This is a genomic window from Micromonospora sp. NPDC049662 (assembly GCF_040675055.1).
Lineage (GTDB): Bacteria > Actinomycetota > Actinomycetes > Mycobacteriales > Micromonosporaceae > Micromonospora.
On the sequence record NZ_JBFAOC010000005.1, the window covers coordinates 46860 to 70409 of the forward strand.

Consider the following 23550-nt stretch of genomic DNA (forward strand, 5'->3'; position numbering starts at 1 on the left):
AACGCTCCCCTAGACAGTCTCGAACCATCGTAGGCGCAACATCGGCGCGATGGTCACTGGTGGCGGTGGTCCGCTCCGCCGAACCCGACATAACACGCGCACGGGCCGCGCCCGGGACGTTATCCGGTTACGCCCAGGGCGAACGTTCCGGCACGATGCACGGGTGGAGCCTGTGGAGATCATCGAGGACGGCGTCCTGCTGCGGCCCTGGCGGGAGGCGGACGCCGACGACGTGTACCGCGCCTGCCAGGACCGGGACATTCAGCGTTGGACCACCGTACCGCGCCCGTACCTTCGCGAACACGCCCACGATTTCGTCACGCGGCTGAGCCCGCGAGCATGGGCGGACGGCATCAGGGCGCCGTTCGCCGTCTGCGACGCGGCCAACGGCGACCTGCTCGGCTCGTGCGGGCTGATCTCCATCGACGACGCCGGCACCGGCGAGATCGGCTACTGGACGGCCCCGTGGGCGCGCGGCCGGGGGGTGACCGTGCGGGCCACCCGGGCGGTGTCCCGCTGGTCCTTCGAGAAGCTGGGGCTGCGCCGGCTGCTGTGGCAGGCGGAGGTGGGCAACCACGCCTCCCGGCTGGTCGCGCTGCGGGCCGGGTTCCGGATCGACGGCCGGGTACGGCGGGCGAACCCGGCGCCGGAGGGCGGCGTGGACGGCTGGATCGGCACACTGCTGCCCGGCGAGGTACCCGAAGCAGGGTCGACCGGGCCGGCCGCCCGAGGCACCCTGGCGGCACGCCGGGCCGCTGTCTTCGGTCGCCCACAGCCGACGCTGTTCGCCACCTCGGCCGGCAACGAGCTACGACTCCGACCGATGGAGGAGCGCGATCTCGACGCCGTGGTGCAGACCTGCCGGGACCCGGAGACGATCCGATGGACCACGGTCCCGGACCCGTACGACCTCTCCGACGCGCAGGGCTACCGGGGTTACGCCCAGGATGCCTGGGCACGGGGAGATTCCGCCTGCTTCGTGATCGCCGACCCGGACGACACCTACGTCGGCACTCTGGACCTGCGGCTCTCCCCCGCCGACCCGCTACTCGGGGACGTGGGCTTCATGGTCGCCCCGGCGGCACGCGGGCGGGGGTACCTGCCGGCCGCGCTCCTCGCGCTCAGCGCCTGGGGCTTCACGGCCCTCGGCCTGGCGCGCATCGAATGGAAGGCGAACGTGGGCAACACCTCCTCCCGGCGGGCCGCCGAAAAGGCGGGCTTCACCTTCGAGGGGACCGCCCGGGGCGGGGTCCAGCACCGAGGTGAACGAATCGACGCCTGGGTGGCCGCGCTGCTCGCCGAGGACCTGACGTGACGGTCCCGCCGCCGATCGTCGAGGCACACGGGGTACGGCTGCGGCCGTTCCGCGCCGACGACATCGCGGACCTGGTCGACGGGTGTGCGGACCCGCTCAGCCAGCGGTTCGTGTCCACCATGCCGTCCCCGTACACCGAGGTCGACGCCCGCTCGTGGGTGAAGGCCGGCGCGCCGGCGGTCTGGGCCGGCGGCGGCGCCGCGTACGCCATCGCGGACCCGGCCACCGACCGGCTGCTCGGCGCTACCGGGTTGAGCAACCCGATGCCCGCCCGGAGTCAGGCGGACATCGGCTACTGGCTGCGGCCGGCCGCGCGGGGACGCGGACTGGCCGTCGCCGCGACCCGCGCGCTGAGCGAGCACGCCTTCGACACCGGAACGCGGCGGCTGGAGCTGCACACCGAGCCGGAGAACGCGGCCAGCCAGCGCGTCGCGCTGGCCGCCGGCTTCCGCTACGAGGGCCTGCGGCGGTCCGCCGGTCAGGACCGGAACGGCAGACGGTACGACCTGCTGACGTGGGTACGCCTCGCCGAGGATCCGCCCGGCCCGACCCCTCGGCTGCTGCCGGACCTGCCCGACGGGATGCTCACCGACCAGGTGGTGGCGCTGCGCCGGCTCGCGCCGCAGGACGCGGAGATGATGTACGGGCTGCACAGCCGGTCGGAGGTGGTCGCCAACCAGGCGCCGCCGGTGCCGCCGACGCGGGAGTCGATCGAGCGGCGCTGCCGGCTGGCCGAGAGCGCGTGGCTGACCGGCGACATCGCCCGGCTCCTCATCGTCGACGTGGCCACCGGCGAACCGGCGGGCAGCTGCGGACTGTCGTACACCGAGGTGACCAGCGGGGAGGGGTCGATCGGCTACGCGCTGCTCCCCCGGTGGCGGGGGCACGGCTACGCCACCCGGGCGGTCCGGCTGCTCGCGGCCTGGGCGTTCGGGCCGGCCGGCCTCGCCCGGCTGACGGCCGGCACGGTGCCGGAGAACACCGCCTCGCACCGCGTGCTGGAGCGGGTCGGCTTCCAGCGCGAGGGCCTGCAACGGGGGCGTCTGCCCGGCCTGGCGGGCACTCGCCTCGACGACCTGACCTTCGCCCTGCTCCCCGCCGACCTGGGCTGACGGAGCACGGGGGCCGTGACGGACGACCGCCACGACCCCCGCGCTCGACGGGTCGAACCGCCTCAGGTGTCGAGGGAGATGATGCCGTAGTCGTAGGCGTGACGTCGGTAGACGACGCTGGGGCGGCCGGTCTCCTTGTCCTGGAAGAGGTAGAAGTCGTGGCCGACGAGTTCCATCTGGAACAACGCGTCGTCGATGGTCATGGGCTCGGCCGGGTGAACCTTCTCCCGGGCGAGGTGCCACGGCTGGTCGTACTCCTCCTCGACGCGCTCCGCGACGGCGGTGCCGGCGCGGGCGTTCGACGCGGACAGCGGGGCGGCCACCAGGTCGGTGACCGGCAGGTCGGCGGTGGCGGCGGCCACGGAGATCGGCGCGTGCCGACCACGGTGTACGCGCCGGCGGTCCGCCGCGCGGCGTAGCCGGGTGTCGAGTTTCGCGATGGCGGCGTCGAGCGCGCTGTAGAAGTCGTTCGTGCAGGCCTCGGCCCGGATTACCGGACCACGCGAGACGCAGGTGATCTCCACCCGCTGGCAGTGGTCGGCCTGGCGCGGATTGCGCTCGTGAAACAGCTCGACATCGATGCGAATAATCTTGTGGTCGTAACGTTCGACCTTTGCGAGTTTCTCGGCTACGTGTACCCGGTAATGGTCCGGCACTTCGACGTTGCGGCCCTTGACCACGATGTCCACGTGACCTCCTTTGTTCGGACGTCTTCGATCCGGTTTCTCCCGGTCGTGCGCCTCAGGAAGACCCGCTGGCGTCGACCGGTCAGTACGGCTACGCCTCCTCTCACCGCCCGGGGCGGGATGGAACGACCTCCTACCCCCGACAGCGAAACGCTAACTCCTGTTCGCCCGGCAGTCACCCCTTGTTGCCAAGACCGCCCGGTATTTTTCGCACCTCATACACCAACGGGTGAAACGGAAACACGGTCTGTTACAAACGGAGTCTTTTCTCGGTTGCGGCGAGAACCGCGGCGACACCCGGTCGCCATCCGGTCGCGGTCAGCACCCGGGCCGCCGCGGCCAGTGTCACGCCGGTCGTGACGATGTCGTCGAGCAGCACCACGACGGGTTCGCCGCCCGGGTGGCCGGGCTTGGCGGACGCGCCGGAACGGGGGCGGAACGCCGCCTCGGCGGCCGCCGCACGGCCCGCGCTGTCCAGGGTCACCGAGTCGGGCCGGGGCAGGGCACGCAACGGCCGGTGCACCCGTACGGGCCAGCCGCACCGGCCCAGCCGGGCCGCGCAGTGCCGGGCCAGCCGGTCCAGGTGGTCGCCGTAGCGGCCACGCGCCGCAGCCGCGGTGTCCGGCACCGGCACCAGCGCCAGCGGACGCACCTCGCCGACCGCCGCCGCGACCACCTCGGCCAGCAGCGCGCCGAGCGGACGGGCCAGACCGTGCCGGCCGTGTTCCTTGTACGCCAGCAGCGCCTCCCGTAGCGGACCGTCGTACGGGCCGAGGGCGACGCAGCGCGGCAGGCCGGCCGGGGCGGGGGTGGGGCGGGTCACCCGGGGACGCAGCGCGCTCAGCGCCGCGACGCAGGAGGGGCAGACCCCCTGCCGCATCCGTTGGCGACGCTCCCGGCAGCCGGCGCAGTCAGCGGGGAGGACCAGGTCGGCGAGGTCCGCCCAGAGCCCGCGCACGACGTCAGTAGAGGAAGAACGGAGCCGACGGGTTGCTCGGGCGGACTCCGGCCGGCGGCGTGGGGACATCGCGGACCTGCTCGGGCGCGATCCGTTCGAACGGGCTGCTGCGGTACGCGACCTTGTTGGCCTCGTACATGTACGACCCGGTGGGCACGCGCACACTGCGGTTGGTGGGGTACGCCGTCAAATGGTTGACCTTGGCGCCGACATCGGTGCGCAGCGGCGTCTCCAGGGCGCCGTCCACGCTGATCTCGTAGATCGCCGGCTGGCCCGCCGAGCCGGCCACCACCAGCCGGTCCTCCCCGATCCAGTCCACCGCGGTCAGGTTCGTCAACGAGGTGACCAGCGCCCGGGGCGGGCCGATCGACACCCCGCTGCCGGAGCCGTCGAGGTTCAGCGCCGCGACGTAGAGCCGCCCACCGGCGATCAACGCGACCCGCTGACCGTCCAGCGCGGAGGCGACCGCGGTGACCTCCGGCGAGGGCAGGTTGAGCGGCACCTCGGCCATCCCGGCGGCCTCGTCGAAGCGGTAGAGGCGACCGTCGGCCACCACCAGCCCCTGCGCGGGACGCGTGTCGACGGTACGCAGCCAGACCGGGCGCCCGATCGAGGCGTACTCCCCGGCGCTGCGGCCGAGGGTGGCCACCGTGTCCGCCCCCGTGCCCACCGCGAGTCGCTGCCGGTCCTTGCCCCCGGTCACCACCAGCGCGGCGAGCACCCGGTTGACGCCCCGCGCGAGACCGGCCGACACGATGCCGCGGTTGACCTCCGGCGTGAGGGGCACCGCGCCGCTGGGCTCGCCGGCGAAGTCGAGCGGGCGGATCGCGCCCTCGTAGACGCCGTACCGCTGCGGCTCCTCCCGGACGGGGTAGAGCTGCTGGGCCGTCCGAAGCTCGTCGAGGTCCCGCACGGGCTGGGAGTTGTTCCTGATCTTCAGCTCCAGCTCGCCCGGCAGGTCACCCAGCGACCAGGCGAGCTGCGTCATCACCTGGTCGATCCGGCTCTGGTCGTCGCCGGACATGTCCAGGTTGACTTCCCACCGGTTGTTCGCGCCGGTGGCGTTGTTGATCAGCTCGGTGCCGTCCGGCAGACCGACGACACCCGGCCGCAGCCAGTCGGACGGGCCGCCGACCAGCCACCGCACGACCTCGTTGACACGGCGCTCGTCTGGCACCGCGTACGGCAGGTAGCGCTGGTCGGGCACGAGCCGGGTGCGGTCGGAGCTCCAGAAGTAGATCGACTCGTCCTGGTAGTACTGCTGGAGGGCGACGTCGCTGAGCAGCAGCACGCTCGGCGGGTCGAGCAGGTACTGGCCGGCGCGCTCGTCGCTGCCGGCGCCGCCGAGGGCCGCGCTGCGCAGCCGGAACTCGTACTGGGTCTCGGTCGCGACCGGGGGCGCCAGGGTGCCGTTGGTCCGCAGCACGCCGATCTGCTGCACCGTGATCTTGACGGTCGTGGTGGAGTCGCTGTTGAAGGTGAAGACGGTCTCGCGCAGCCGCACCACGTTTAGCGCGACCTCGCTGCCCTTCTTGTCCTGCAGGCGGGGCCGGTGTTCGGGGGCGATGAACGCCTTCACCCGCTCGTACGCCCGGTCCGGCTCGCCAGCGGCGGCGGACAGGAAGTTGCGCACGAAGGCCGCGTTGTCGCTGCCGCTGGCGGCCCGCGACGGGGGCTCGCTGCTGCGGCCGTTGCTCGATCCGGCCTCGGTCGCGGTGCCGGCCTTGCCGTCGACCCGCACGTCGGAAGAGGCCGGGATGCCGCAACCGGCACTGAGGAGCAGCGCCGCGCCGAAAGCGCCGAGCAGTGGTCGAGCCCTCACGATCGCACCTCCTCCCGCTCGCCGCTGTCGGTCGGCGCCGGGCCGATCGCCAACGCTCCGCCGCTGCCCGGTCCGATGGCCAGGGGGCCGCCGTCGCGTGGGCCGCCGAACGGCAGCGCCGCGTCGGCGGGCACCAGCCGCAGCGGCGAGGTGGTGAGCCGGTCGCCGGCGCGGGCCGGCAGGGTGAGCCGGAACTGGGCGCCCTGACCGGGCGCTCCCCAGGCCTCCAGCCAACCACCGTGCAGACGGGCGTCCTCCAAGCTGATCGACAGGCCCAGCCCGGTGCCGCCGGTCTGGCGGGCCCGCGACGGGTCCGCCCGCCAGAACCGGTTGAACACCAGCTTCTCCTCGCCCACCTTCAGCCCCACCCCGTGGTCGCGGACGGTGATCGCCACGGCGGTCTCGTCGATGCCGAGGGTGATCAGCACCGGCCGGGCCTCGCCGTGCTCGACGGCGTTGCCGACCAGGTTGCGCAGCACCCGCTCCACCCGGCGGGGGTCGACCTCGGCGATCACCGGGGTGCTGGGCAGGTCCAGCTCGATCTCCACGCCCACCCGCTCGGCCAGCCCGGCCAACCGGTCGACGACCCGGTGCACCACCGGCACCAGGTCGGTCGGCTCGGCGTCCAGCATGGCGAAGCCCGCGTCGAACCGGCTGATCTCCAACAGGTCGGTGAGCAGTTCCTCGAAACGGTCCAACTCGGCCTGGAGCAGCTCGGCGCTGCGCGCCACCGCGGGATCGAACTCGTCGCGCTCCGCGAAGATCAGGTCGGCAGCCATCCGGACCGTGGTCAACGGGGTCCGCAGCTCGTGCGACACGTCGGAGGTGAAGCGGCGCTGCAACCGGGACATCTCCTCCAGGCGCAGGATCTGCCGTTGCAGGTTCGTCGCCATCTGGTTGAACGAGGCCGCCAGCAACGCGAGGTCGTCCTCGCCGTTGACCACCATCCGCTGGTCGAGGAGGCCGGCGGAGAGCCGCTGGGCGGTCCGCGCGGCGACCCGGACCGGGTTGACCACCAGCCGGGTGACCAGTGCGGCGAGCAGCCCCAGCAGGATCACCAGGGCGATGCCGGTGCCGACCACGGTCGCCCGGGCGTCGGCGGCGGTGTCGTCCTGACGGGTCAGCGGCACCAGGTAGTAGAGCTCGATCTGCCCGAAGCGGGTCGGCACCGGCGAGCCGTAGACCAGGTACTTCGTCGGCTCGCCGGTGAGCCGCCCGGTCTGGATCTGGCTGGCCACCTTGCCGCTGGCGACCGCGGCCCGCAACTCCTTGCTGATCAGGGGCTGGACGTTGGCCGCCGGCGCGGTGCGGGTCTGGATCATCGTCGGGTAGTCGGCGGCGGTGATGGCCACCACCACGCCACTGGTCTGCTGGGGGTCACCCCCGGCCAGGTAGTTGACCGTGCCCTCGATGGTCTCCTGGAGCTGCGCCTCCTGCGGCTGGCCGTAGAGGGAGACCTGCTTGGCCGCGTACCCGGCGCCGCCCTTGAGACGCAGCTGGACGTCGGTGCGCGCGTTGTCGAGCAGGATCGTCGTGATCTTGTCAGCGATCAGGTACGCGAATCCGCCCACCAGCAGGCTGGAGGCGACCAACGTGATGGTGACCACCCGGACCTGGAGTGAACGCCGCCAGGTCTGGTGCGCCCGGGCCAGCAGCCGCGCGACCCGGCCGCTCAGCACACGCCAGACCTCCCGACCGGCAGCGAGCCGGCGGGCTGTGGTGTTCTGCGGGGGCGGCGAGGTCGACACAGTGCGACCAGGCTATCCGGTGCCCGCCTTGTAGCCCACGCCCCGCACGGTGAGGATGATTTCCGGCCGCTCCGGATCTGGTTCGATCTTGGCGCGCAGCCGCTGCACGTGCACGTTGACCAGTCGGGTGTCGGCCGCGTGCCGGTAGCCCCAGACCTGCTCCAGCAGCACCTCGCGGGTGAAGACCTGACGCGGCTTGCGGGCGAGCGCGACCAGCAGGTCGAACTCCAGCGGCGTCAGCTTCACCTCCTCGTCGTTGCGGCTGACGGTGTGGGCGGGCACGTCGATGCTGATCTGGTTGCCGGGCGGCCCGATGGTCAGCATCTCCGGTGCGACGTCCTCGCCACGGCGCAGCCGGGCCCGCATCCGGGCCACCAGCTCCTTGGGCTTGAACGGCTTGACCACGTAGTCGTCGGCGCCGGATTCGAGCCCGAGGACGACGTCCACGGTGTCGCTCTTGGCGGTCAGCATCACGATCGGCACGCCGGACTCGGCACGAATCGACCGGGCCACGTCGATACCACTCATTCCGGGCAACATGAGGTCGAGCAGGACGATGTCCGGACGACTGTCACGAAACGCGGCCAACGCCCGCTCGCCGTCGGCCACGAACGAGGGCAGGAAACCCTCACTGCGCAGCACGATGCCGAGCATCTCGGCGAGTGCGGGGTCGTCGTCGACCACCAGGACCCGGGCTCTCATGGGATTAATATTGCATCCCCGTTCAGTTCGGTGGGACCGGCGTCACCCGGCACGGACAGCCTCATGATCCCCCCTCGACGCGGTCCGCCGCCACCACAGCTCGGACGGGTCGCGTCGCCGGTCAGCCGAAGAGCACCCGGCCCCAGTGGTCGCCACCGTCGCGTACGCCGGGCGGGCAGGCGAACAGGCCGCTGGAGACGTGCCGCAGGTACTCGTTCATCACGTCGTGGCGGGCCAACTGGGTCTGGATCGGCACGAACTGCTTGCGCGGGTCCCGCTGGTACGCGATGAAGAAGAGACCGGCGTCGAGCCGGCCGAGACCGTCCGAGCCGTCGACGAAGTTGTAGCCCCGGCGCAGCAGGTGCGCGCCGTTGTTGCGGCTCGGATGGGCGAGGGCGACGTGGGCGTGCTCGGCGATCAGCGGCTTGCCGTCGTCACCGCGCGCCGCGAAGTCCGGCTCGTCGAACTCCTTGCTGCGCCCCAGCGGGGCGCCGCTGCCCTTGGTCCGGCCGACGATCTCCTCCTGCTCGACCAGGGAGGTCCGGTCCCAGGTCTCCACGAGCATCCGGATCTTGCGGGTGACCAGGTACGACCCGCCCGTCATCCAGTCCGGCCCGTCGCCGGGCTGCACCCACAACTGGTCGCGCAGCAGGTCGGTCTCCTCGGCCTTGAGGTTGGCCGTGCCGTCCTTGAAGCCGAACAGGTTGCGCGCGGTCGCCTGGTCGCGGGAGGTCGACGACGTACGACCGAAGCCGAGCTGCGACCAGCGGACGCTGACCACACCCATGCCGATCCGCGCGAGGTTGCGGATCGCGTGCACCGCCACCTGGGGATCGTTGGCGCACGCCTGCACACACAGGTCGCCGCCGGAGATCGGGGCCTGCAACGCGTCGCCGGGGAACTTCGGCAGCTCCGCCAGCGCGGCCGGGCGGCGGTCGGCGATACCGAACCGGTCCCGCCCGTCCGCGTCGCGGAACAGCGTGGGCCCGAAGCCGATGGTCAGGGTGAGCTGCGACGGCGGGAGGCCGAGCGCTTCGCCGGTGTCGTCCGGCGGGGCCTCGGGCATCCCGCCGACCGCCCCGAGGACACCGGCGTCCCGGCCGGCGGTCATCCGGGCGGCGGCGGCCGTCCACTCTTCGAGCATCGCGACCAGGCGGGCCCGGTCCTTCGTGATGACGTCGAAGGCGACGAAGTGCAGCCGATCCTGCGCGGGGGTGACGATGCCGGCCTGGTGCTCGCCGAAGAACGGCACCGCGCCCGCCGGGTGGTCGCTGGCCGCCGCCGGACCACGCGAGTCGCCGACCAGCGCGCCCGCGCCGGCGGCGACGCCCGCGACTCCGGCCACCCCGGCGCCGGCGAGCGTGATAGCCCGCCGACGGGTCAACCTGCGTACGCTCATCGACTCGACTCCCCCTGCGTCCCGGTCACTTCGCGACGACTGCGGCGACCTTGCTGATCGGCTCGGCGAGCGCGTTAATGCCGTCCGAGAGTTCCTTGAGCTCGGCCTTGCTCAACGCGGTGTGCAGCTTCCACCCGTCGCCGTCGCGGTGCTTGCCGAGCTGCGCCTCGACGTTCGCGAACTCGGTGTCGAGCTGCTTGACCAGCTCCGGCGAACGCTGCTCCAGCGCGGGCCGAAGGGCCGAAAGGGCCGCCTTGGAACCTTCCAGGTTGGCGGCGAAGTCCCACAGGTCGGTGTGCGAGTAGCGGTCCTCCTCGCCAGTGATCTTGCCGCTGGCAACCTCGTCGAGCAGCTCCTTCGCGCCGTTGGCGAGCTGCAACGGGGAGAGCTTCTCGGCGTTGGCCTTCGCCACGATCTCCTTGACGTCGGCCAGCAGCCGGTCGGCGATCGGACCGTCCTTGCTGATGTCGCCGGACTGCCAGAGGTCCTTCTCGATCCGGTGGAAGCCGGTGAACTCCATCCCCTCCTCGATGACCTCCTCGCGGCCGTCGATCTTGGGGTCGAGGTCGCCGAAGATCTCCGCCACCGGCTCGATCCGCTCCCAGTAGGTGCGCGCGACCGGGTACAGCGTCTTGGCCTTCGCCACGTCGCCGGCCTTCACGGCGGCGACGAAATCCTCGGTCTTCTCCAGCAGCGCCCCGGTCTGGCTCTTGACGTAGCGCTGGTAGTTGTCGGTGGCGCCGGCCAGGGCGGCGTCGGCGGTAAGCGGCTGCGCGGACCCGCTGACCTTGAGCGCGCCCCGGATGCCCTTGCCGCTCATGCCCGGCTTGCAGGCCGTCTCGTACGTGCCGGCGGGCAGCTCGACGTGCAGCTCACGGCTCAACCCGGGCGCGATGTTCTCCACCTCGCCCATGACCCGGTCGCCGGAGGCGTACACGTAGAACTCGGTGACCTTCGCGCCCGAGTTGGTGATCTTGAAGGTGGCCGTTCCGGCGCCGAGGTCGGTCGTGGCGACGTCGCAGGCCGTGTCGGTGGCCTTGACCACGATCGGGCCGCCCGCCGCGTCCGACTTATCGCTGTCGGCCTTGGAACAGGCGGCGACGCCGGCCGTCGCCAGCACGCCGGCAGCGGCCAGCGCGAAGAATCGGGTGGTACGCATCTGTGCTGTCTCTCCTCGTGGGGTCAGGCACGCTGCGGCGCGGATGCCGCCTCTGCCTCGGCGCCGGTGTCGGCCCCGCGTTCGGTGACGGTGGTGGTGGACGGCGACGTGCGCTCGGACGCCTCGACACCGGGCCCCGAGGCCGCGGCCGGCGCCGGCGTGGCGGGCGCCGCCGGGCCCGTCGTGGCCGCGCCCGATGCCGGGGTACGGCGGGTCGGGCGAAGGAAGAGCAGCAGGACGGGTACGGCGTACCCGATCCAGGCGATGGTCTCGAGCACGGTGGGCGCGGGGGTCACGTTGAACATGCCGGCCAGCAGCGCCGCGTACCAGGTGGTCGGGTCGAGCACGGCGGTGATGTCGAACGCCAGGTCGCCGAGGCCGGGCAGGACACCGGCCTCCTGGAAGTCGTGCACGCCGTACTTGAGGATGCCGGCGGCGACCAGGATCAGCAGCGCGCCGGTCCAGGTGAAGAACTTGCTGAGGTTGATCTTGAGGGCGCTGGCGTAGAGCAGCACGCCGAGGACCACGGCGGTCACGATGCCGCCGATGAGCGCGAGCAGCGGCCCACTGTCCCCGGCCGCGCCCTGAGCCGCGGAGTAGAAGATCAGCGCGGTCTCCAGGCCCTCGCGGATCACGGCGAGGAAGGCCATCCCGGCGACGGCGAGCGACCCGACGGCGAGCGCCTCGGTCAACTTGCCGCGGAGTTCACCCGCGATGGTGCGGGCCGCCTTGCGCATCCAGAAAATCATCCAGGTGACGAACACCACGGCGGCGACGGAGGTGATCGCCTCGAACAGCTCGCGATCCTCGGAACGCGCCAGCAGCGAGGTCGAGGTGTACTCGATGAGCCAGCCGAACAGCACGGAGAGCGCGACGGCCAGGCCGACGCCCGCCCACACCTGGGGCAACCGGTCCCGGCGCTGCGACTTCACCAGGAAGGCGACCAGGATGCTGACCACCAGGGTCGCTTCCAGGCCCTCCCGCAGGCCGATCAGGTAGGTGGCGAACATCCCCGCTCCGTGTTCATTAGGCACGCCTTCACTAACTTAGGGCAGCCATACCTTCCTCCAGTTCAGCAGCCTCGTCAAGTTGTTCATGGCAAGCTCACTCTTCCCGTGACCTGGCCTTCGACGCCCCGCCGCACGCCGCACACCGACCGGCCGTGCGAGGATCCCCGTCGTGAAAGCCTTCCTGCCGTGGCTGGCGGTGCTGGCCGTGGTGATGCTGCTCAGCGCGCTACGCCAGCGAACCCTGGCCACCGTCGTGTCGCTGGCCTGGCTGGCCTGGTGCGCCTGGACCTGGCTACGCCCCACCCGCCGCCGCAACTAACCCGCGCCCCGCGCCCAAGATCGTCACAGTTTCGGGGATGTTGCTGCATCCGCCACGCGGGAGGCAGCAACATCCCCGAGGTTGCTGCCATCCCCCGCCCCGCCCGCCCACAGCCCGCGCGATCTTGCACATTCGGTGGTGACATAGCGGTTCAGAAGGCGCAAATCCCCAACCGAAACTGCAAGATCGCGGGGCGAGGCGGGGCGGGGCGAGGGCGGGGCGAGGGCGGGACGGGGCCGGACGGAGTGGTGGGGTGGAGACGACGAACCGGGCCGGCTGCTCGCAGCCGGCCCGGTTCAGGAGATGTTGATCAGTAGCGGTAGTGGTCCGGCTTGAACGGGCCCTCGGGGGACACGCCCAGGTACGCGGCCTGCTCCTTGGTGAGCGTGCTCAGCTTCGCGCCCAGCGCACCGAGGTGCAGGCGGGCCACCTTCTCGTCCAGGTGCTTGGGCAGCACGTAGACGCCGACCGGGTACTCCTCGGTCTTGGTGAACAGCTCGATCTGGGCGATCGTCTGGTTGGCGAACGAGTTCGACATGACGAAGCTCGGGTGCCCGGTGGCGTTGCCCAGGTTCAGCAGGCGCCCCTCGGACAGCACGATGACGGCGTGCCCGTCGGCGAAGCGCCACAGGTCGACCTGCGGCTTGATGTTGACCCGCTCCACGTCGGAGCGCTTCGCCAGGCCGGCCATGTCGATCTCGTTGTCGAAGTGGCCGATGTTGCCGACGATGGCCTGGTGCTTCATCCGGGCCATGTGCTCGTTGGTGATGACGTCGAAGCAGCCGGTGGCGGTGATGAAGATGTCCGCCTGCTCGACCACGTCGTCCAGGGTGGCGACCTGGTAGCCGTCCATCGCCGCCTGCAGGGCGCAGATCGGGTCGACCTCGGTCACCACGACCCGGGCGCCCTGACCGCGCAGCGACTCGGCGCAGCCCTTGCCCACGTCGCCGTAGCCCATCACCACGGCCATCTTGCCGCCGATCAGCACGTCGGTGGCCCGGTTGATGCCGTCGATCAGGGAGTGCCGGCAGCCGTACTTGTTGTCGAACTTGCTCTTGGTCACCGAGTCGTTGACGTTGATGGCCGGGAAGAGCAGCGTGCCGGCGCGGTGCATCTCGTAGAGGCGGTGCACGCCGGTGGTGGTCTCCTCGGTCACGCCCTTGATGCCGGCCGCGATCTGAGTCCAGCGCTGGCCGTCCTCGCCCAGCGAGCGGTGCAGCAGCTCGAGGATGACCGCGTACTCCTCGGAGTCGGCGGACTCGACCGGCGGCACGACGCCGGCCTTCTCGAACTCGGCGCCCCTGTGCACGAGCAGGGTGGCGTCACCGCCGTCGTCGAGGATCATGTTCGGGCCCTGCCCGTCCGGCCAGAGGAGCACCTGCTCGGTGCACCACCAGTACTCGGGCAGCGTCTCGCCCTTCCAGGCGTACACCGGGACGCCGGCGGGGGCGTCGGGGGTGCCGTCCGGGCCGACGACGATCGCGGCGGCGGCGTGGTCCTGGGTGGAGAAGATGTTGCAGGACGCCCAGCGAACCTGCGCCCCGAGGGCGACCAGCGTCTCGATCAGGACGGCGGTCTGGATGGTCATGTGCAGCGAGCCGGTGATCCGCGCGCCGGCGAGCGGCTGCGCCTCGGCGAACTCCCGCCGGATCGCCATCAGACCGGGCATCTCGTGCTCGGCGAGCTGGATCTCCTTGCGCCCGAACTCGGCGAGCGACAGATCCGCCACCTTGAAGTCGCCCTCGGCGAGCGTGCTCGGCCGGGCCTCGGACGGCGTACCGCTGGCGGCCGCCGGGAGGGTGCTGGTCATGAAAGCTCCTGTCGAACGATGTCTGCGCCGATCCTCCACCTTACGCGCGCCAGCGACGTCCGCCGGGGGACGGGCGGCGGACAGCGCACGGGGCGGTCGGTGGTGGACAGACCCGCTGCCCACCTCCGCCCGCCCCGCGCATCCCCCCGGTTTGGTTCCCCGCACGTTGCCGGACCGTCGTCGCGATAACGCTGCGTACTCATAGAGTCACACTCAGGCAAAGCTGAGTCAAGCTATTCCGGGAAAGTCGGACTTGTGTCGAGTCAGCGTAGGCCCGACGTCGCCACGTACGCCTCGCCGTCGCCGCTGATCCGCAGCGGCTCGCCGGCCGCCGTGCCGATCGCCGCCTGGCCGGACGTCAACGTCAGAGCGCCCGCCCCGTCATCGACCGTCACCGAGCCCGCGCCGCAGAGCACCACCCGGGGACCGGGCAGGGCCAGCGTGGCCTCCGGCACGTCCGCACCGACCCGCACCCGGTGCAGCGCGAAGTCGTCCACCGGCACCGCCCAGCAGTCCACCCCCGGGGCGACGTGCCGGGCGGCGCGCACCGGATCGTCGAGCACCTCGAAGCGCAGCACCCGCACCAACTCGTCCACGTCGACGCGCTTCGGCGTGAGACCGCCGCGCAGCACGTTGTCGCTGGCCGCCATGATCTCGACGCCACAGCCGCTGAGGTACGCGTGCAGGTTGCCCGCGGGCATCCAGATCGCCTCGCCCGGCACCAGCCGCACATGGTGCAGCAGTAGCGCCACCAGCACGCCCGGGTCGCCCGGATAGGCCTTCGCCAGCCGGCGGGCCAACTCGGCGTCCGGGCCGTCGGCCGCCGACGCCAGGACGGCCCGCAGCAGCCCGTCGCGCTCCGCGACCGGCCAGCCGAGCAGCGTGGCCACCGCCGTGCGCAGGCCCGCCGGCCCGATCCGCAGCGCGTCGACCACGGGCCCCAACTCGGGTACGCCGAACGCGGCGAGCGCCTCGGCCGACTCCACCGGATCGCGGAAGCCGCACAGCGCCTCGAACGGGGTGAGCGCGACCAACAACTCCGGCTTGTGATGCGGGTCGGAGTAGTTGCGCTCCCCCGCCGGAAGGTCCGCCTCCGCCGCGAACCCCGCCCGGGCCTGCTCGGCATCCGGGTGGGCCTGCAGGCTCAGCGGCGAGTCGGCGGCGAGGACCTTGAGCAGGAACGGCAGCCGGCTGCCGAAACGGCCGGCCACCCGTTGGCCCAGCCACTGCCCCGGCTCGTCGCGTACCAGGTCACAGAGGCTCACCCGGGCTCCGGCGCGCTCCACGCTGGCCGGGGCGCCCGGGTGGGCGCCCAACCACAGCTCCGCCTCCGGGCCGGGGCTGGGCACCGGTCGCCCCTGCAACAGCGCGATGGCGGAGCGGGACCCCCAGGCGTAGTCCCGGATCGGTCCGTACAGCGGTTCCACCGTCTCAGACCCCGGGCCGCCCGACCGCCTCGCCCGCGGACTCCTCCGGCTGCGGTACGGCGGTGTCGGCAGCGGCGCCGGTGCCCGCCTTGGCGGCGGCGACGCTGTAGATGTCCGGCTCCAGGTAGATCACCCGGGCGATCGGCACGGCGGTACGGATACGCGCCTCGACCGCGTTGATGCCGCGGGCCAGGTCGTGCGCGCTCTCGCAGGCCGGTACGCCGATCTTCGCGGCCACCATCAGCTCTTCCGGGCCCAGGTAGAGCGTCTTCATGTGGATGATCCGCTCCACCTCGGGGCCCTCGGTGATGACCCGCTCGATGGCCGCCAGGTCCTGCTGTTCGGCACCCTCACCGAGGAGCAGGCTCTTGGTCTCGATGGCCAGCACGATGGCGATGACCACCAGCAGCACGCCGATCATCGCGGTGCCGGCGGCGTCCCACCGACCGTCGCCGGTGGCCAGGGTCATGCCGACGCCGAACAGCGCGAAGACCAGACCGACCAGTGCGCCGAAGTCCTCCAGCAGCACCACCGGCAGCTCCGGCGCCTTGGCCCGCCGGATGAAACGCACCCAGGACTGCTTGCCCCGGATGTGGTTGGACTCCTTGATCGCCGTCCGGAAGGAGAACGACTCCATAGCGATCGCCGCCAGCAGCACCGCCACCGGAAGCCACTGCCACTCGGTGATGCCGTGCGGATCCGACCACTTGTGGTACGCCTCGTAGAGGGCGAACAGTCCACCGATGCTGAACAGCACGATCGACACGATGAACGCGTAGATGTAGCGCTCCCGGCCGTACCCGAACGGGTGTTCCGGCGTGGCCGCGCGCTTCGCCCGCTTGCCACCGAGCAGCAGCAGACCCTGGTTGCCGGAGTCGGCCACCGAGTGGACCGCCTCGGCCAGCATCGACGAGGACCCGGAGAGCAGGAACGCGATGAACTTGGTGACGGCGATGCCGACATTGGCCAGCAGGGCGGCGACGATCGCCTTCGTCCCGCCGTTCGCGCTCACGCCGCCACTCCGCTTCGCGTCGTGGTGACATTCGTGCCGCGCCGCCCCCTGCTTTCGTTCACTGGTTCGACAGCTCCTTCATCTCGGTGATGGCCGGTACGGCCATCGGGTCCAACCCATGTGCCAGAGCAAGATAGATCGAGGCGAAGTCCGGTACGGCGATCAGCGAGGCCAGCCGCTCCAGAGCCGACCCGCCCTCGGCGGTCACCACGTCGCACCGCACGCCACGGCGCTCGGCGAGGGTCTGCACCGCGTCCGCGCGGCGCTCCTCGACGGCGAGCGGCTCGTCCGTGTCGTCGTCGGCGTTGAGCCCACCGTCGCGCAGCAGCACCAGCCGCAGCCGGGTGCCCTCGCCGTCGTCCTCCGACGGGTCGGCGAAGATGTCCCGCTCCCCCTCGGCCAGGCCGCCGAAGACGCCGTCCAGCAGCCCGACCCGCCCCCGCCCGGCCTCGCCCAGCGCCCCGGTGACCACCGGGTAGCGGGCGTTCGCGGACAGGGTGTCGCCGAACCGGCGGGCCGCCACGGTCGCCAGCGGCGACGAGCCCCACACGATCGGGATCGAGCCGGCCAGGCCCAGCGCCAACGACTTGGCCGGGTTGACGAACGACTCGGCGGTGGACCGGCAGCGGTCGGCGTCCGCGTCGAGCCGGGCCGCCGTCTCCGCCAGGTCCGCCTCGTTGACCTTCACCAGGCCGAGCGACCGCGCCGCCAGCAGGACCGGCACGGTGAGCGCCCAGAGGCTGGCCCGGGCCGGCGCCCGTCGGGGCACCGGGATGAACGGCGCGCGGGCCCGCTCGGCCACCGACTGCAACTGCGAGTCCGGTGCGCCCACCGCGACCAGTCGAGCGCCGCGCCGGTGCGCGGCCTCGGCGGCGCCGAGCGCCTCCGGGCTGCGACCCGACGCGCTCACCGCGATCACCACGTCGGCGGCGCCCACCCAACCGGGTACGCCCGAGCTGCGGTGCCCGATGATCGGGACCGGGCAGCGCGGCCCGGCGACCGTGGCCAGCACGTCACCGGTACGCCCGGCCGTGCCGATGCCGGCGATCACCACGGCCCGGGGCCGCCCGTCGTCGGCGAGCACCGCGAGGTTCGCCTCGGCGGCCAGCGCCGCGCTCTCGCGTACCTGGGCGCCACCCGAGGCGGTGTGTCGCAGCATGTCGCCCGGGTCGTGCTCGGCCAGCGCGTTCGGGTTGTCGAGCAGGGCCTCGTCGGCGTCGCGCCGACCGCTCACCCCGGCCGTACCGTCGATCATGGCTGCTGCCCGGGGCCGCCACGCGCCTCGTCGAGGAGCAGCACCGGCACATCGTCGCGGACCTCGAAGATCCGACCGCACTCCGTGCAGGTCAACGTCTGCGCCTCCGCGTCGTAGGTCAGCGGGGCGTGGTGCGTGTCCGGGCAGGCGAGGATCTCGAGCAACTGCGGATCCAGGGCCATGGCACGGCTCCTTCCACGAGTGCGGGTCACCGACGGCGGTGCCGACCGGCGCAGGCGATCTTATCGGCGAACGCGGTCGAGCACCTCGTCCCGGAGCGAGACCATCCGCTCGCGGGTGGGCGCCTCGACGTTGAGCCGCAGCAGCGGCTCGGTGTTGGAGGCACGCAGGTTGAACCACGCGCCGTCTTCGAAGCGCAGCGTCAGCCCGTCCATCTCGTCGGTCGTCGCGTCCGGGTACGCGGCCCGCACGTCGGCCACCGCCGCGGCCTGGTCGGCGACCGTCGAGTTGATCTCGCCGGAGGCGACGTAGCGCTCGTACTCGCCGGCCAGCACGGACAACGGCAGCGACTGCTCGCCCAGGGCGGCCAGCGTGTGCATCGCGGCGAGCATCCCGGTGTCGGCGAACCAGAAGTCCCGGAAGTAGTAGTGGGCGGAGTGCTCCCCGCCGAAGACGGCGTTGGTGCGGGCCATCTCCGCCTTGATGAAGGAGTGCCCGACCCGGGCCACCACCGGCTCCCCACCATGCTCACGGATGATCTCCGCGACCGCGCTGGAGGTGATCAGACCGTGGATCACGGTGGAGCCTGGATGCTTGGCCAGCTCCCGCGCCGCCACCAGGGCGGTGATCGCCGACGGCGAGACCGGCTCGCCGCGCTCGTCGACCACGAAGCACCGGTCGGCGTCGCCGTCGAAGGCCAGGCCGATGTCGGCGCCGTGCTCGACGACGGCACGCTGGAGGTCGACCAGGTTCGCCGGGTCCAGCGGGTTCGCCTCGTGGTTGGGGAAACTACCGTCCAGCTCGAAGTAGAGCGGCACGATCTCCAGCGGCAGGGCCGACAGGGCGGCCTCGCCGAGCACGGTGGGGACGGTGTAGCCACCCATCCCGTTTCCGGCGTCGACAACCACCTTCAGCGGCCGGATGCCGGAGAGGTCGACCAGCTTGCGCAGGTACGCGGCGTAGTCGGGGAGCAGGTCGCGCCGCTCGGCCGGCCGGGTCGGCTCGCCCGCCGGGCGGGACGCCCCCGAGTCCAGCATCGCCTGCGCCCGGTCACGGATCTCCGCCAAGCCGCTGTCCTGGCCGATCGGCCGCGCGCCGGAGCGGCACATCTTGATGCCGTTGTACTGCGCCGGGTTGTGACTGGCCGTGAACATCGCCCCGGGCAGGCCGAGCGAGCCGGAGGCGAAGTAGAGCAGGTCGGTGGAGGCGAGCCCGATCTCGATCACCGAGCGCCCCTCGGCCCGTACCCCGGCGGCGAAGGCGGCCGCCAGGCCGGGCGAGCTGGCCCGCATGTCGTACCCGACGACGACGGCGTCACCGGGCTCGTCAGTGGCGTTGAGCAGCTGGGTGAAGGCGGCCCCGAGCGCCTCGGCGACCCGTTCGTCCCACTGGTCCGGCACCGTCCCTCGGACGTCGTACGCCTTCACGATCTGGGACAGATCAGACACTAGTTCCGCTCCTTGGCCGCAGGTTTCCAACGAACCTGAGCGTATCGGAGCGACCGGGCCGCGCCCCGCTCAGCCGGGGAGCCGGGGCATGAACACGGTGTGGTCGCCGTCGTCCGGCCGGGGCCGAGCACCCGGATCGGCGGGTGCGCCCGGCATGACCTGGGTGGCGTCCGGCAGGACCTGAGTGGCGTCCGGCGCGGGCGTGGCGGGTCGTGCCCCGTAGACGCCGCCGGGAGCGGGTCGCGGGACGGGTACCGCCGGCGGCTGCTGGCCGTACACCGGGCCGGGGTGACCGGGCGCGGCCGGCGACCCACCACCGGCGCGGTAGGTGGTCCCACCGGGGTTGCCCGGCAGCGGGCCGGGCTCGTCGGTCGGCGTGCGGTCCTGCCGGGAGCGGCGGACCAGCAGCACGATCAGCAGCACACCCACCGCCACCATCGCGATGCCGAAGAACATGATCAGCGAACCACCACCACCGGCCTTGGCGGCCACCGCCGTCGTCGAGGGCGCGACGGAGGCCGGGCCCAGTGCGGCCGGGTCGACCACCTCGCCCGCCGTCGCGGCCTCGGTCGGGGTCGGGGTCGGGGTGGGCTTCTTCGATGGCGTCGGCGTCGGCGACGGGGAGAGCCGCCCGGCGACCTTGGCCGTATCGGTGCCCTGCCCCAACTGCTGACCGGCGGCGGTGAGACCCACACCGGTCACGGAGAGCCGACCACCCGGCGTACCGGCGGCGAACGCCACCCGGTACCGCACGGTGATGCCCTTGCCCTTGCACAGCGTCGGCTTGGCCGGCGAGGTCTGCGCGGTCGTCACGCTGCCACCACCGCCGGACACGCCCACCGGAAACCAGCGCCCGCCCGCGTTGACCTGGACCGCCACCTGATCCGGCTGAAGACCCTCAAGGCTCAGGCCCAGAGCGGTACGCAGCAGGACGCATCCCTCGGAGCGCTTGCGCACCGCGACGTTCACTCCCTGAGGGGAACCTCCGGCGGCGAAGCTGCTGGCCGCACCCACACGGACCGAGTCTTCGTCGGCCAGCGCGGGTGACGCACCGAGCATCACCAGGCCGACCAACAGACCGCAGACCGTCGCGAGCCGTGCGGCACGTCGACGCAGCGTCATGATCACCTCACCGTTCCTCCCCGGGTGGGGTCCGCCGGACAGGCTACTACCGGGCCACTCCCACCACCGGTCATAGAGCGGTCGGTATGTGTGCGGCGTTACGGTCTACGCCCCGCGTCCGGCCCGGGCGAGAGCGTCGCGGCAGAGCCGGTCGGCGGTGCGCGTCGTCTCGGGAAGGCGATAGCGCGGAGTCAACGCGAGCACCCGGGCAGTGGCGTTCTCCAGACTCATCCGGTGCCCGACGCTCACGAAGACCGGCTTGACGCCGTCCCGGGTACGCACCACCCGACCGAGCACCTCACCCCCGTCGCGCAACGCCGACCAGGCGCCCCGCTCGGCGGCCGGGGCTTCCCACTCGCCGACCAGCGGCGTCTTCCCCACTCCGATGGCGGGCAGGCCGGTGACCACCCCGAGGTGACAGGCCAGCCCGAACCGGCGCGGATGCGCCAGCCCGTGCCCGTCACAGACCAGCAGGTCCGGGACGGTCTTCACCGCGTCGAGGGCGGCGAGCAGAGCCGGCGCCTCGCGGAAGGCGAACAACCCCGGCACGTAGTCGAACGCGGGCCGGCCGACGCTGACCGCCGAATCCACCACGGTCAGCGTCCGAGCATCCAACACGGTCACGGCCGCCGCGAGGAGGTCACCGCTCTCGGCGTACGCCACGTCCAGGCCGGCCACCGTGTCCGGCGCGAGCGGGCCGGGCCCGACCAGGTCGACCAGCGGCCGCAACTCCTCCTGTACGGCCACCGCCTCGGCGACCGAACGTGGAGTCCGGGTGAGCGCCGCCCTTGATCCACTCGATTTCGGCGACGTCGCGGTATCCCGCGCCCCCGGACAGCCCGACATCGGCGATGTCGAGTCGATCACGCTCGGCGCCGGCATACCGGTCACCTTGACGCCCGACCTGCTCTAGCGGGAGGACCGGCTCGCATCGCCGTCCTCGGCTGGAGTCGACGCCTCGACAGGTTCCCCATCGGCGCCGTCGTCGACCCGCCTCCGGGTAGCACCGAACGCGACACCGACGACGACGGCCATGGCGACACCGAACGCCACCCCTCCCTTCGGGCCGAACGAAGGGATACCGATCGCCAGGCCGAACAGGAGGCCGACCGCCCACGCCCAGAAACCGGAGCTGCTGCTGCCCGTAGTGGATCTCGCCATGGAGCGATGTTAATAAACACGGTCAACCGCCGTTCGGCGCTACGGAGCGGGCCGCGCCGCGCACCGGTGCGCCCACAGGATGCTCAGGCGAGCTTCAGCTCGTCGCGGGCCTCGTCGATCCACCGGACGATGCCGTACGCGCCGCTGCCGGTAGCCAGTGACGTGGCCTCGTCGAGCAAGCCACGGGCGGCGTCCCGGTCACCGTCGCTCGCCGCCAGGTCCGCCAGACCGATCAGATTCGCCGCCACCCCCGGCGTGAAGGACACCTTCCGGCGCAACCGCGTCGACTCCTCCAGCAACTCCCGCGCCGCCTCGACCCGGCCGGCGGCCTGCTCGCCGAAGCAGAGGTGCCGCAACACGTACGAGAGGGTCAGCTCGTCCCCCGCCTCCGTCGCCAGCTCACGCGCCCGCGCGAAGGCCGGGTCGGCGGCGGCCTGGTCCTGCCGGATCACCTGGTGGACCGTGCCCACCCAGAACAGCGCCTCACCCTCGCCACGGGCGTCGCCCACCTCGCGGTAGAGCTGCGCCGCCCGCTCGAAGAGCGGCAGCTCGGCCGCGTCCTCCGTGCCGGTCTCGAGGAAACGGGCGTGCAACAGCCGTCCACGAGCCAGGGCGGTGTCCGCCTCCACCGCGACGAGATCCCGCTCGGCCTCGTCCAACGACGTCGAGTCACCACCGAAGACCGCCTGCTCGTAGCGCTCCTGCGCCCGCGTCAACCGGACGTCGAACCCCTCGGCCATCACTGACCCACCCTTCCGTCAATACGCTCGCGTAGGAGATCGGCGTGGCCATTGTGCCGCGCGTACTCCTCGATCATGTGCACCAGAAGCCTGCGCAGAACGATGACGTTGCCGTCGCGTTGCCGCCCCTGCACGTCGAGATCCGCAGCCTCGCTCACGAACTGTTCGGCGAACGCCACCTCCGCACGCCAGGCCCGGTACGCCTCGTCGACCACCGTCGGATCGGCGACCGCGCCGTCGAAGTCGCCGTCCGGATCGTCGTCCGAGCAGTACCGCTGGGGCGCGACCTGGCCGGCCATCGTCCTGCGGAACCAGCCGCGCTCCACCTCGGCCAGGTGACGGATCAACCCGAGCAGCGACATCGTCGACGGTGGCACCGACCGCCGGGCCAACTGCTCGGCGTTCAGGCCGTCGCACTTCAACTCGAAGGTGAGGCGTTGGTCGCGCAGGTACTCGACGAGAACGGCCCGCTCGTCGGCGAAGTTACCGTCCGAGCGTGGGTCGTCGTCCGGATGGACGAACAGGTACGACCAACCGAAGGTCCGCGTGGGTTCGCCGCCGGAGGTCGCCGCCTCGGCGCGTGAATCAGCCATACGACGACTCTCGTCGATACCCGCCCACACCGGCAACCGGGAACCCACTCGGTCGCCCGCGCCGGTCAGCGGGACACCGTGACAGGAGAGCCGGCGGCGCACCCCCGTGCGGGCCCGCGACGAGCGCGATGATCCGCAACTAGCGGGCAGCCAGATCGGGATCGGCACCCGGATCGCCGGCCGCACGAAGTTGCTCCTCGAACATCACGAACGACCGCTGCCGGATCCCCCGGATGAGAGCCTGCTCGCGCGGCGTCAGGTGCCGCCCCTCGGCGGCTGCCAGATCCTCAATCGATCGCACCGTTTCGTACAGCGCGAAGATCGGCCCGTCGCCCTCCAGGTAGTAGGCCCGGAACGCCTCTACCTCCTGAACGAAGTCCGCCTCGGAACGGCGAAAGATGTCCCCGCCGACCGCAAGCATGATCTCGGTGAAGAGGCTGGGCTTGGCCTGCCATCCCCCCGTGTCGATGGCAACTCGCCAGACCCGGGCACCACCATCGGGTGTCTCCACGATCTTCACCGGTGCCTGGTGGTAGAGGTAGTAGGACGGGAGCACCAGACCCTCAGCCATT

General features: G+C 71.8%; 24 protein-coding genes. 4 read left to right on the forward strand and 20 right to left on the reverse strand.

Annotation, left to right across the window (positions count from 1 at the left end; genetic code table 11):
- Positions 1–163 precede the first annotated feature (163 nt).
- Together AB0J36_RS05695 and AB0J36_RS05700 are read left to right on the forward strand one after the other, a co-directional pair.
- Positions 164–1315 (forward strand): GNAT family N-acetyltransferase, encoded by a 1152-nt coding sequence (locus AB0J36_RS05695; protein ID WP_357134747.1) that lies wholly within the window; start codon positions 164–166, stop codon positions 1313–1315.
- Entirely contained in the window at positions 1312–2427 is a 1116-nt protein-coding gene (locus AB0J36_RS05700; protein ID WP_363660141.1) for a GNAT family protein, read from the forward strand. The genes AB0J36_RS05695 and AB0J36_RS05700 overlap by 4 nt, the downstream gene beginning before the upstream one ends.
- A 62-nt stretch (positions 2428–2489) precedes the next feature.
- On the opposite strand, the gene raiA is transcribed toward AB0J36_RS05700, so the two are convergent.
- The 8 genes from raiA to efeU form a co-directional block, all read right to left on the reverse strand.
- Positions 2490–3116, reverse strand: a complete 627-nt coding sequence (gene raiA / locus AB0J36_RS05705; RefSeq protein ID WP_357134743.1) for a ribosome-associated translation inhibitor RaiA — start codon at positions 3114–3116, stop codon at positions 2490–2492.
- 247 nt (positions 3117–3363) lie between these two features.
- Entirely contained in the window at positions 3364–4071 is a 708-nt protein-coding gene (locus AB0J36_RS05710; RefSeq protein ID WP_363660142.1) for a ComF family protein, read from the reverse strand.
- Positions 4072–4075: 4 nt separating this feature from the next.
- Positions 4076–5893 carry an LpqB family beta-propeller domain-containing protein gene (locus tag AB0J36_RS05715; protein ID WP_357134739.1) on the reverse strand — a complete coding sequence of 606 codons (1818 nt, stop codon included), beginning with the start codon at positions 5891–5893 and terminating at the stop codon, positions 4076–4078.
- Positions 5890–7641, reverse strand: coding sequence for an MtrAB system histidine kinase MtrB (gene mtrB, locus AB0J36_RS05720; RefSeq protein ID WP_357172807.1), 1752 nt, complete (start codon positions 7639–7641; stop codon positions 5890–5892). Before mtrB ends, AB0J36_RS05715 begins: the two co-directional genes overlap by 4 nt.
- A 12-nt stretch (positions 7642–7653) precedes the next feature.
- On the reverse strand, positions 7654–8343 hold the full coding sequence (gene mtrA, locus AB0J36_RS05725; RefSeq protein WP_355052014.1) for an MtrAB system response regulator MtrA: 690 nt from the start codon (positions 8341–8343) through the stop codon (positions 7654–7656).
- A 121-nt stretch (positions 8344–8464) separates the two neighbouring features.
- Complete coding sequence (gene efeB, locus AB0J36_RS05730) at positions 8465–9742, reverse strand: iron uptake transporter deferrochelatase/peroxidase subunit (RefSeq protein WP_357172804.1); 1278 nt, start codon at positions 9740–9742, stop codon at positions 8465–8467.
- Positions 9743–9767: 25 nt separating this feature from the next.
- Positions 9768–10901 carry an iron uptake system protein EfeO gene (efeO, locus tag AB0J36_RS05735; protein ID WP_357134733.1) on the reverse strand — a complete coding sequence of 378 codons (1134 nt, stop codon included), beginning with the start codon at positions 10899–10901 and terminating at the stop codon, positions 9768–9770.
- A 23-nt stretch (positions 10902–10924) separates the two neighbouring features.
- On the reverse strand, positions 10925–11911 hold the full coding sequence (gene efeU, locus AB0J36_RS05740) for an iron uptake transporter permease EfeU (RefSeq protein WP_357134731.1): 987 nt from the start codon (positions 11909–11911) through the stop codon (positions 10925–10927).
- Positions 11912–12080: 169 nt separating this feature from the next.
- Here efeU and AB0J36_RS05745 point away from each other — a divergent pair, with 169 nt between their 5' ends.
- Positions 12081–12230, forward strand: a complete 150-nt coding sequence (locus AB0J36_RS05745) for a hypothetical protein (RefSeq protein ID WP_357134730.1) — start codon at positions 12081–12083, stop codon at positions 12228–12230.
- A gap of 310 nt (positions 12231–12540) precedes the next feature.
- Here AB0J36_RS05745 and ahcY read toward each other — a convergent pair whose 3' ends face one another.
- The 8 genes from ahcY to AB0J36_RS05785 all read right to left on the reverse strand — a co-directional run bounded on the left by ahcY (position 12541) and on the right by AB0J36_RS05785 (position 21231).
- A complete protein-coding gene (gene ahcY, locus AB0J36_RS05750) occupies positions 12541–14040 on the reverse strand; it encodes an adenosylhomocysteinase (RefSeq protein ID WP_357129868.1) in 1500 nt (499 codons plus the stop codon).
- 263 nt (positions 14041–14303) lie between these two features.
- The gene (gene manA / locus AB0J36_RS05755) at positions 14304–15467 is read right to left on the reverse strand and encodes a mannose-6-phosphate isomerase, class I (protein ID WP_357394345.1); all 1164 of its coding nucleotides are present in this window, start codon (positions 15465–15467) and stop codon (positions 14304–14306) included.
- 4 nt (positions 15468–15471) lie between these two features.
- A complete protein-coding gene (locus tag AB0J36_RS05760; protein WP_363660143.1) occupies positions 15472–16479 on the reverse strand; it encodes a cation diffusion facilitator family transporter in 1008 nt (335 codons plus the stop codon).
- A 58-nt stretch (positions 16480–16537) separates the two neighbouring features.
- Positions 16538–17734 carry an SIS domain-containing protein gene (locus AB0J36_RS05765; protein ID WP_357129876.1) on the reverse strand — a complete coding sequence of 399 codons (1197 nt, stop codon included), beginning with the start codon at positions 17732–17734 and terminating at the stop codon, positions 16538–16540.
- Positions 17731–17916: a Trm112 family protein gene (locus AB0J36_RS05770; RefSeq protein ID WP_363660144.1), complete on the reverse strand. Its 186-nt coding sequence runs from the start codon at positions 17914–17916 to the stop codon at positions 17731–17733. Before AB0J36_RS05770 ends, AB0J36_RS05765 begins: the two co-directional genes overlap by 4 nt.
- A gap of 60 nt (positions 17917–17976) precedes the next feature.
- Positions 17977–19362 (reverse strand): phosphomannomutase/phosphoglucomutase, encoded by a 1386-nt coding sequence (locus AB0J36_RS05775; protein ID WP_357129880.1) that lies wholly within the window; start codon positions 19360–19362, stop codon positions 17977–17979.
- Between the two features lie 69 nt (positions 19363–19431).
- Positions 19432–20484 (reverse strand): hypothetical protein, encoded by a 1053-nt coding sequence (locus AB0J36_RS05780; RefSeq protein ID WP_357129883.1) that lies wholly within the window; start codon positions 20482–20484, stop codon positions 19432–19434.
- 105 nt (positions 20485–20589) lie between these two features.
- Entirely contained in the window at positions 20590–21231 is a 642-nt protein-coding gene (locus AB0J36_RS05785) for an endonuclease V (protein ID WP_357129886.1), read from the reverse strand.
- A gap of 28 nt (positions 21232–21259) precedes the next feature.
- Here AB0J36_RS05785 and AB0J36_RS05790 point away from each other — a divergent pair, with 28 nt between their 5' ends.
- Entirely contained in the window at positions 21260–21397 is a 138-nt protein-coding gene (locus AB0J36_RS05790) for a hypothetical protein (RefSeq protein WP_363660145.1), read from the forward strand.
- On the opposite strand, the gene AB0J36_RS05795 is transcribed toward AB0J36_RS05790, so the two are convergent.
- The 4 genes from AB0J36_RS05795 to AB0J36_RS05810 form a co-directional block, all read right to left on the reverse strand.
- Positions 21394–21645 (reverse strand): hypothetical protein, encoded by a 252-nt coding sequence (locus AB0J36_RS05795; protein WP_357129892.1) that lies wholly within the window; start codon positions 21643–21645, stop codon positions 21394–21396. The genes AB0J36_RS05790 and AB0J36_RS05795 overlap by 4 nt on opposite strands.
- Positions 21646–21728: 83 nt before the next feature.
- Complete coding sequence (locus AB0J36_RS05800) at positions 21729–22385, reverse strand: tetratricopeptide repeat protein (RefSeq protein WP_357174844.1); 657 nt, start codon at positions 22383–22385, stop codon at positions 21729–21731.
- A complete protein-coding gene (locus AB0J36_RS05805; protein WP_357129898.1) occupies positions 22385–22978 on the reverse strand; it encodes a DinB family protein in 594 nt (197 codons plus the stop codon). Before AB0J36_RS05805 ends, AB0J36_RS05800 begins: the two co-directional genes overlap by 1 nt.
- Before the next feature lie 139 nt (positions 22979–23117).
- Entirely contained in the window at positions 23118–23498 is a 381-nt protein-coding gene (locus AB0J36_RS05810) for a hypothetical protein (RefSeq protein WP_357394357.1), read from the reverse strand.
- Positions 23499–23550: the final 52 nt, after the last annotated feature.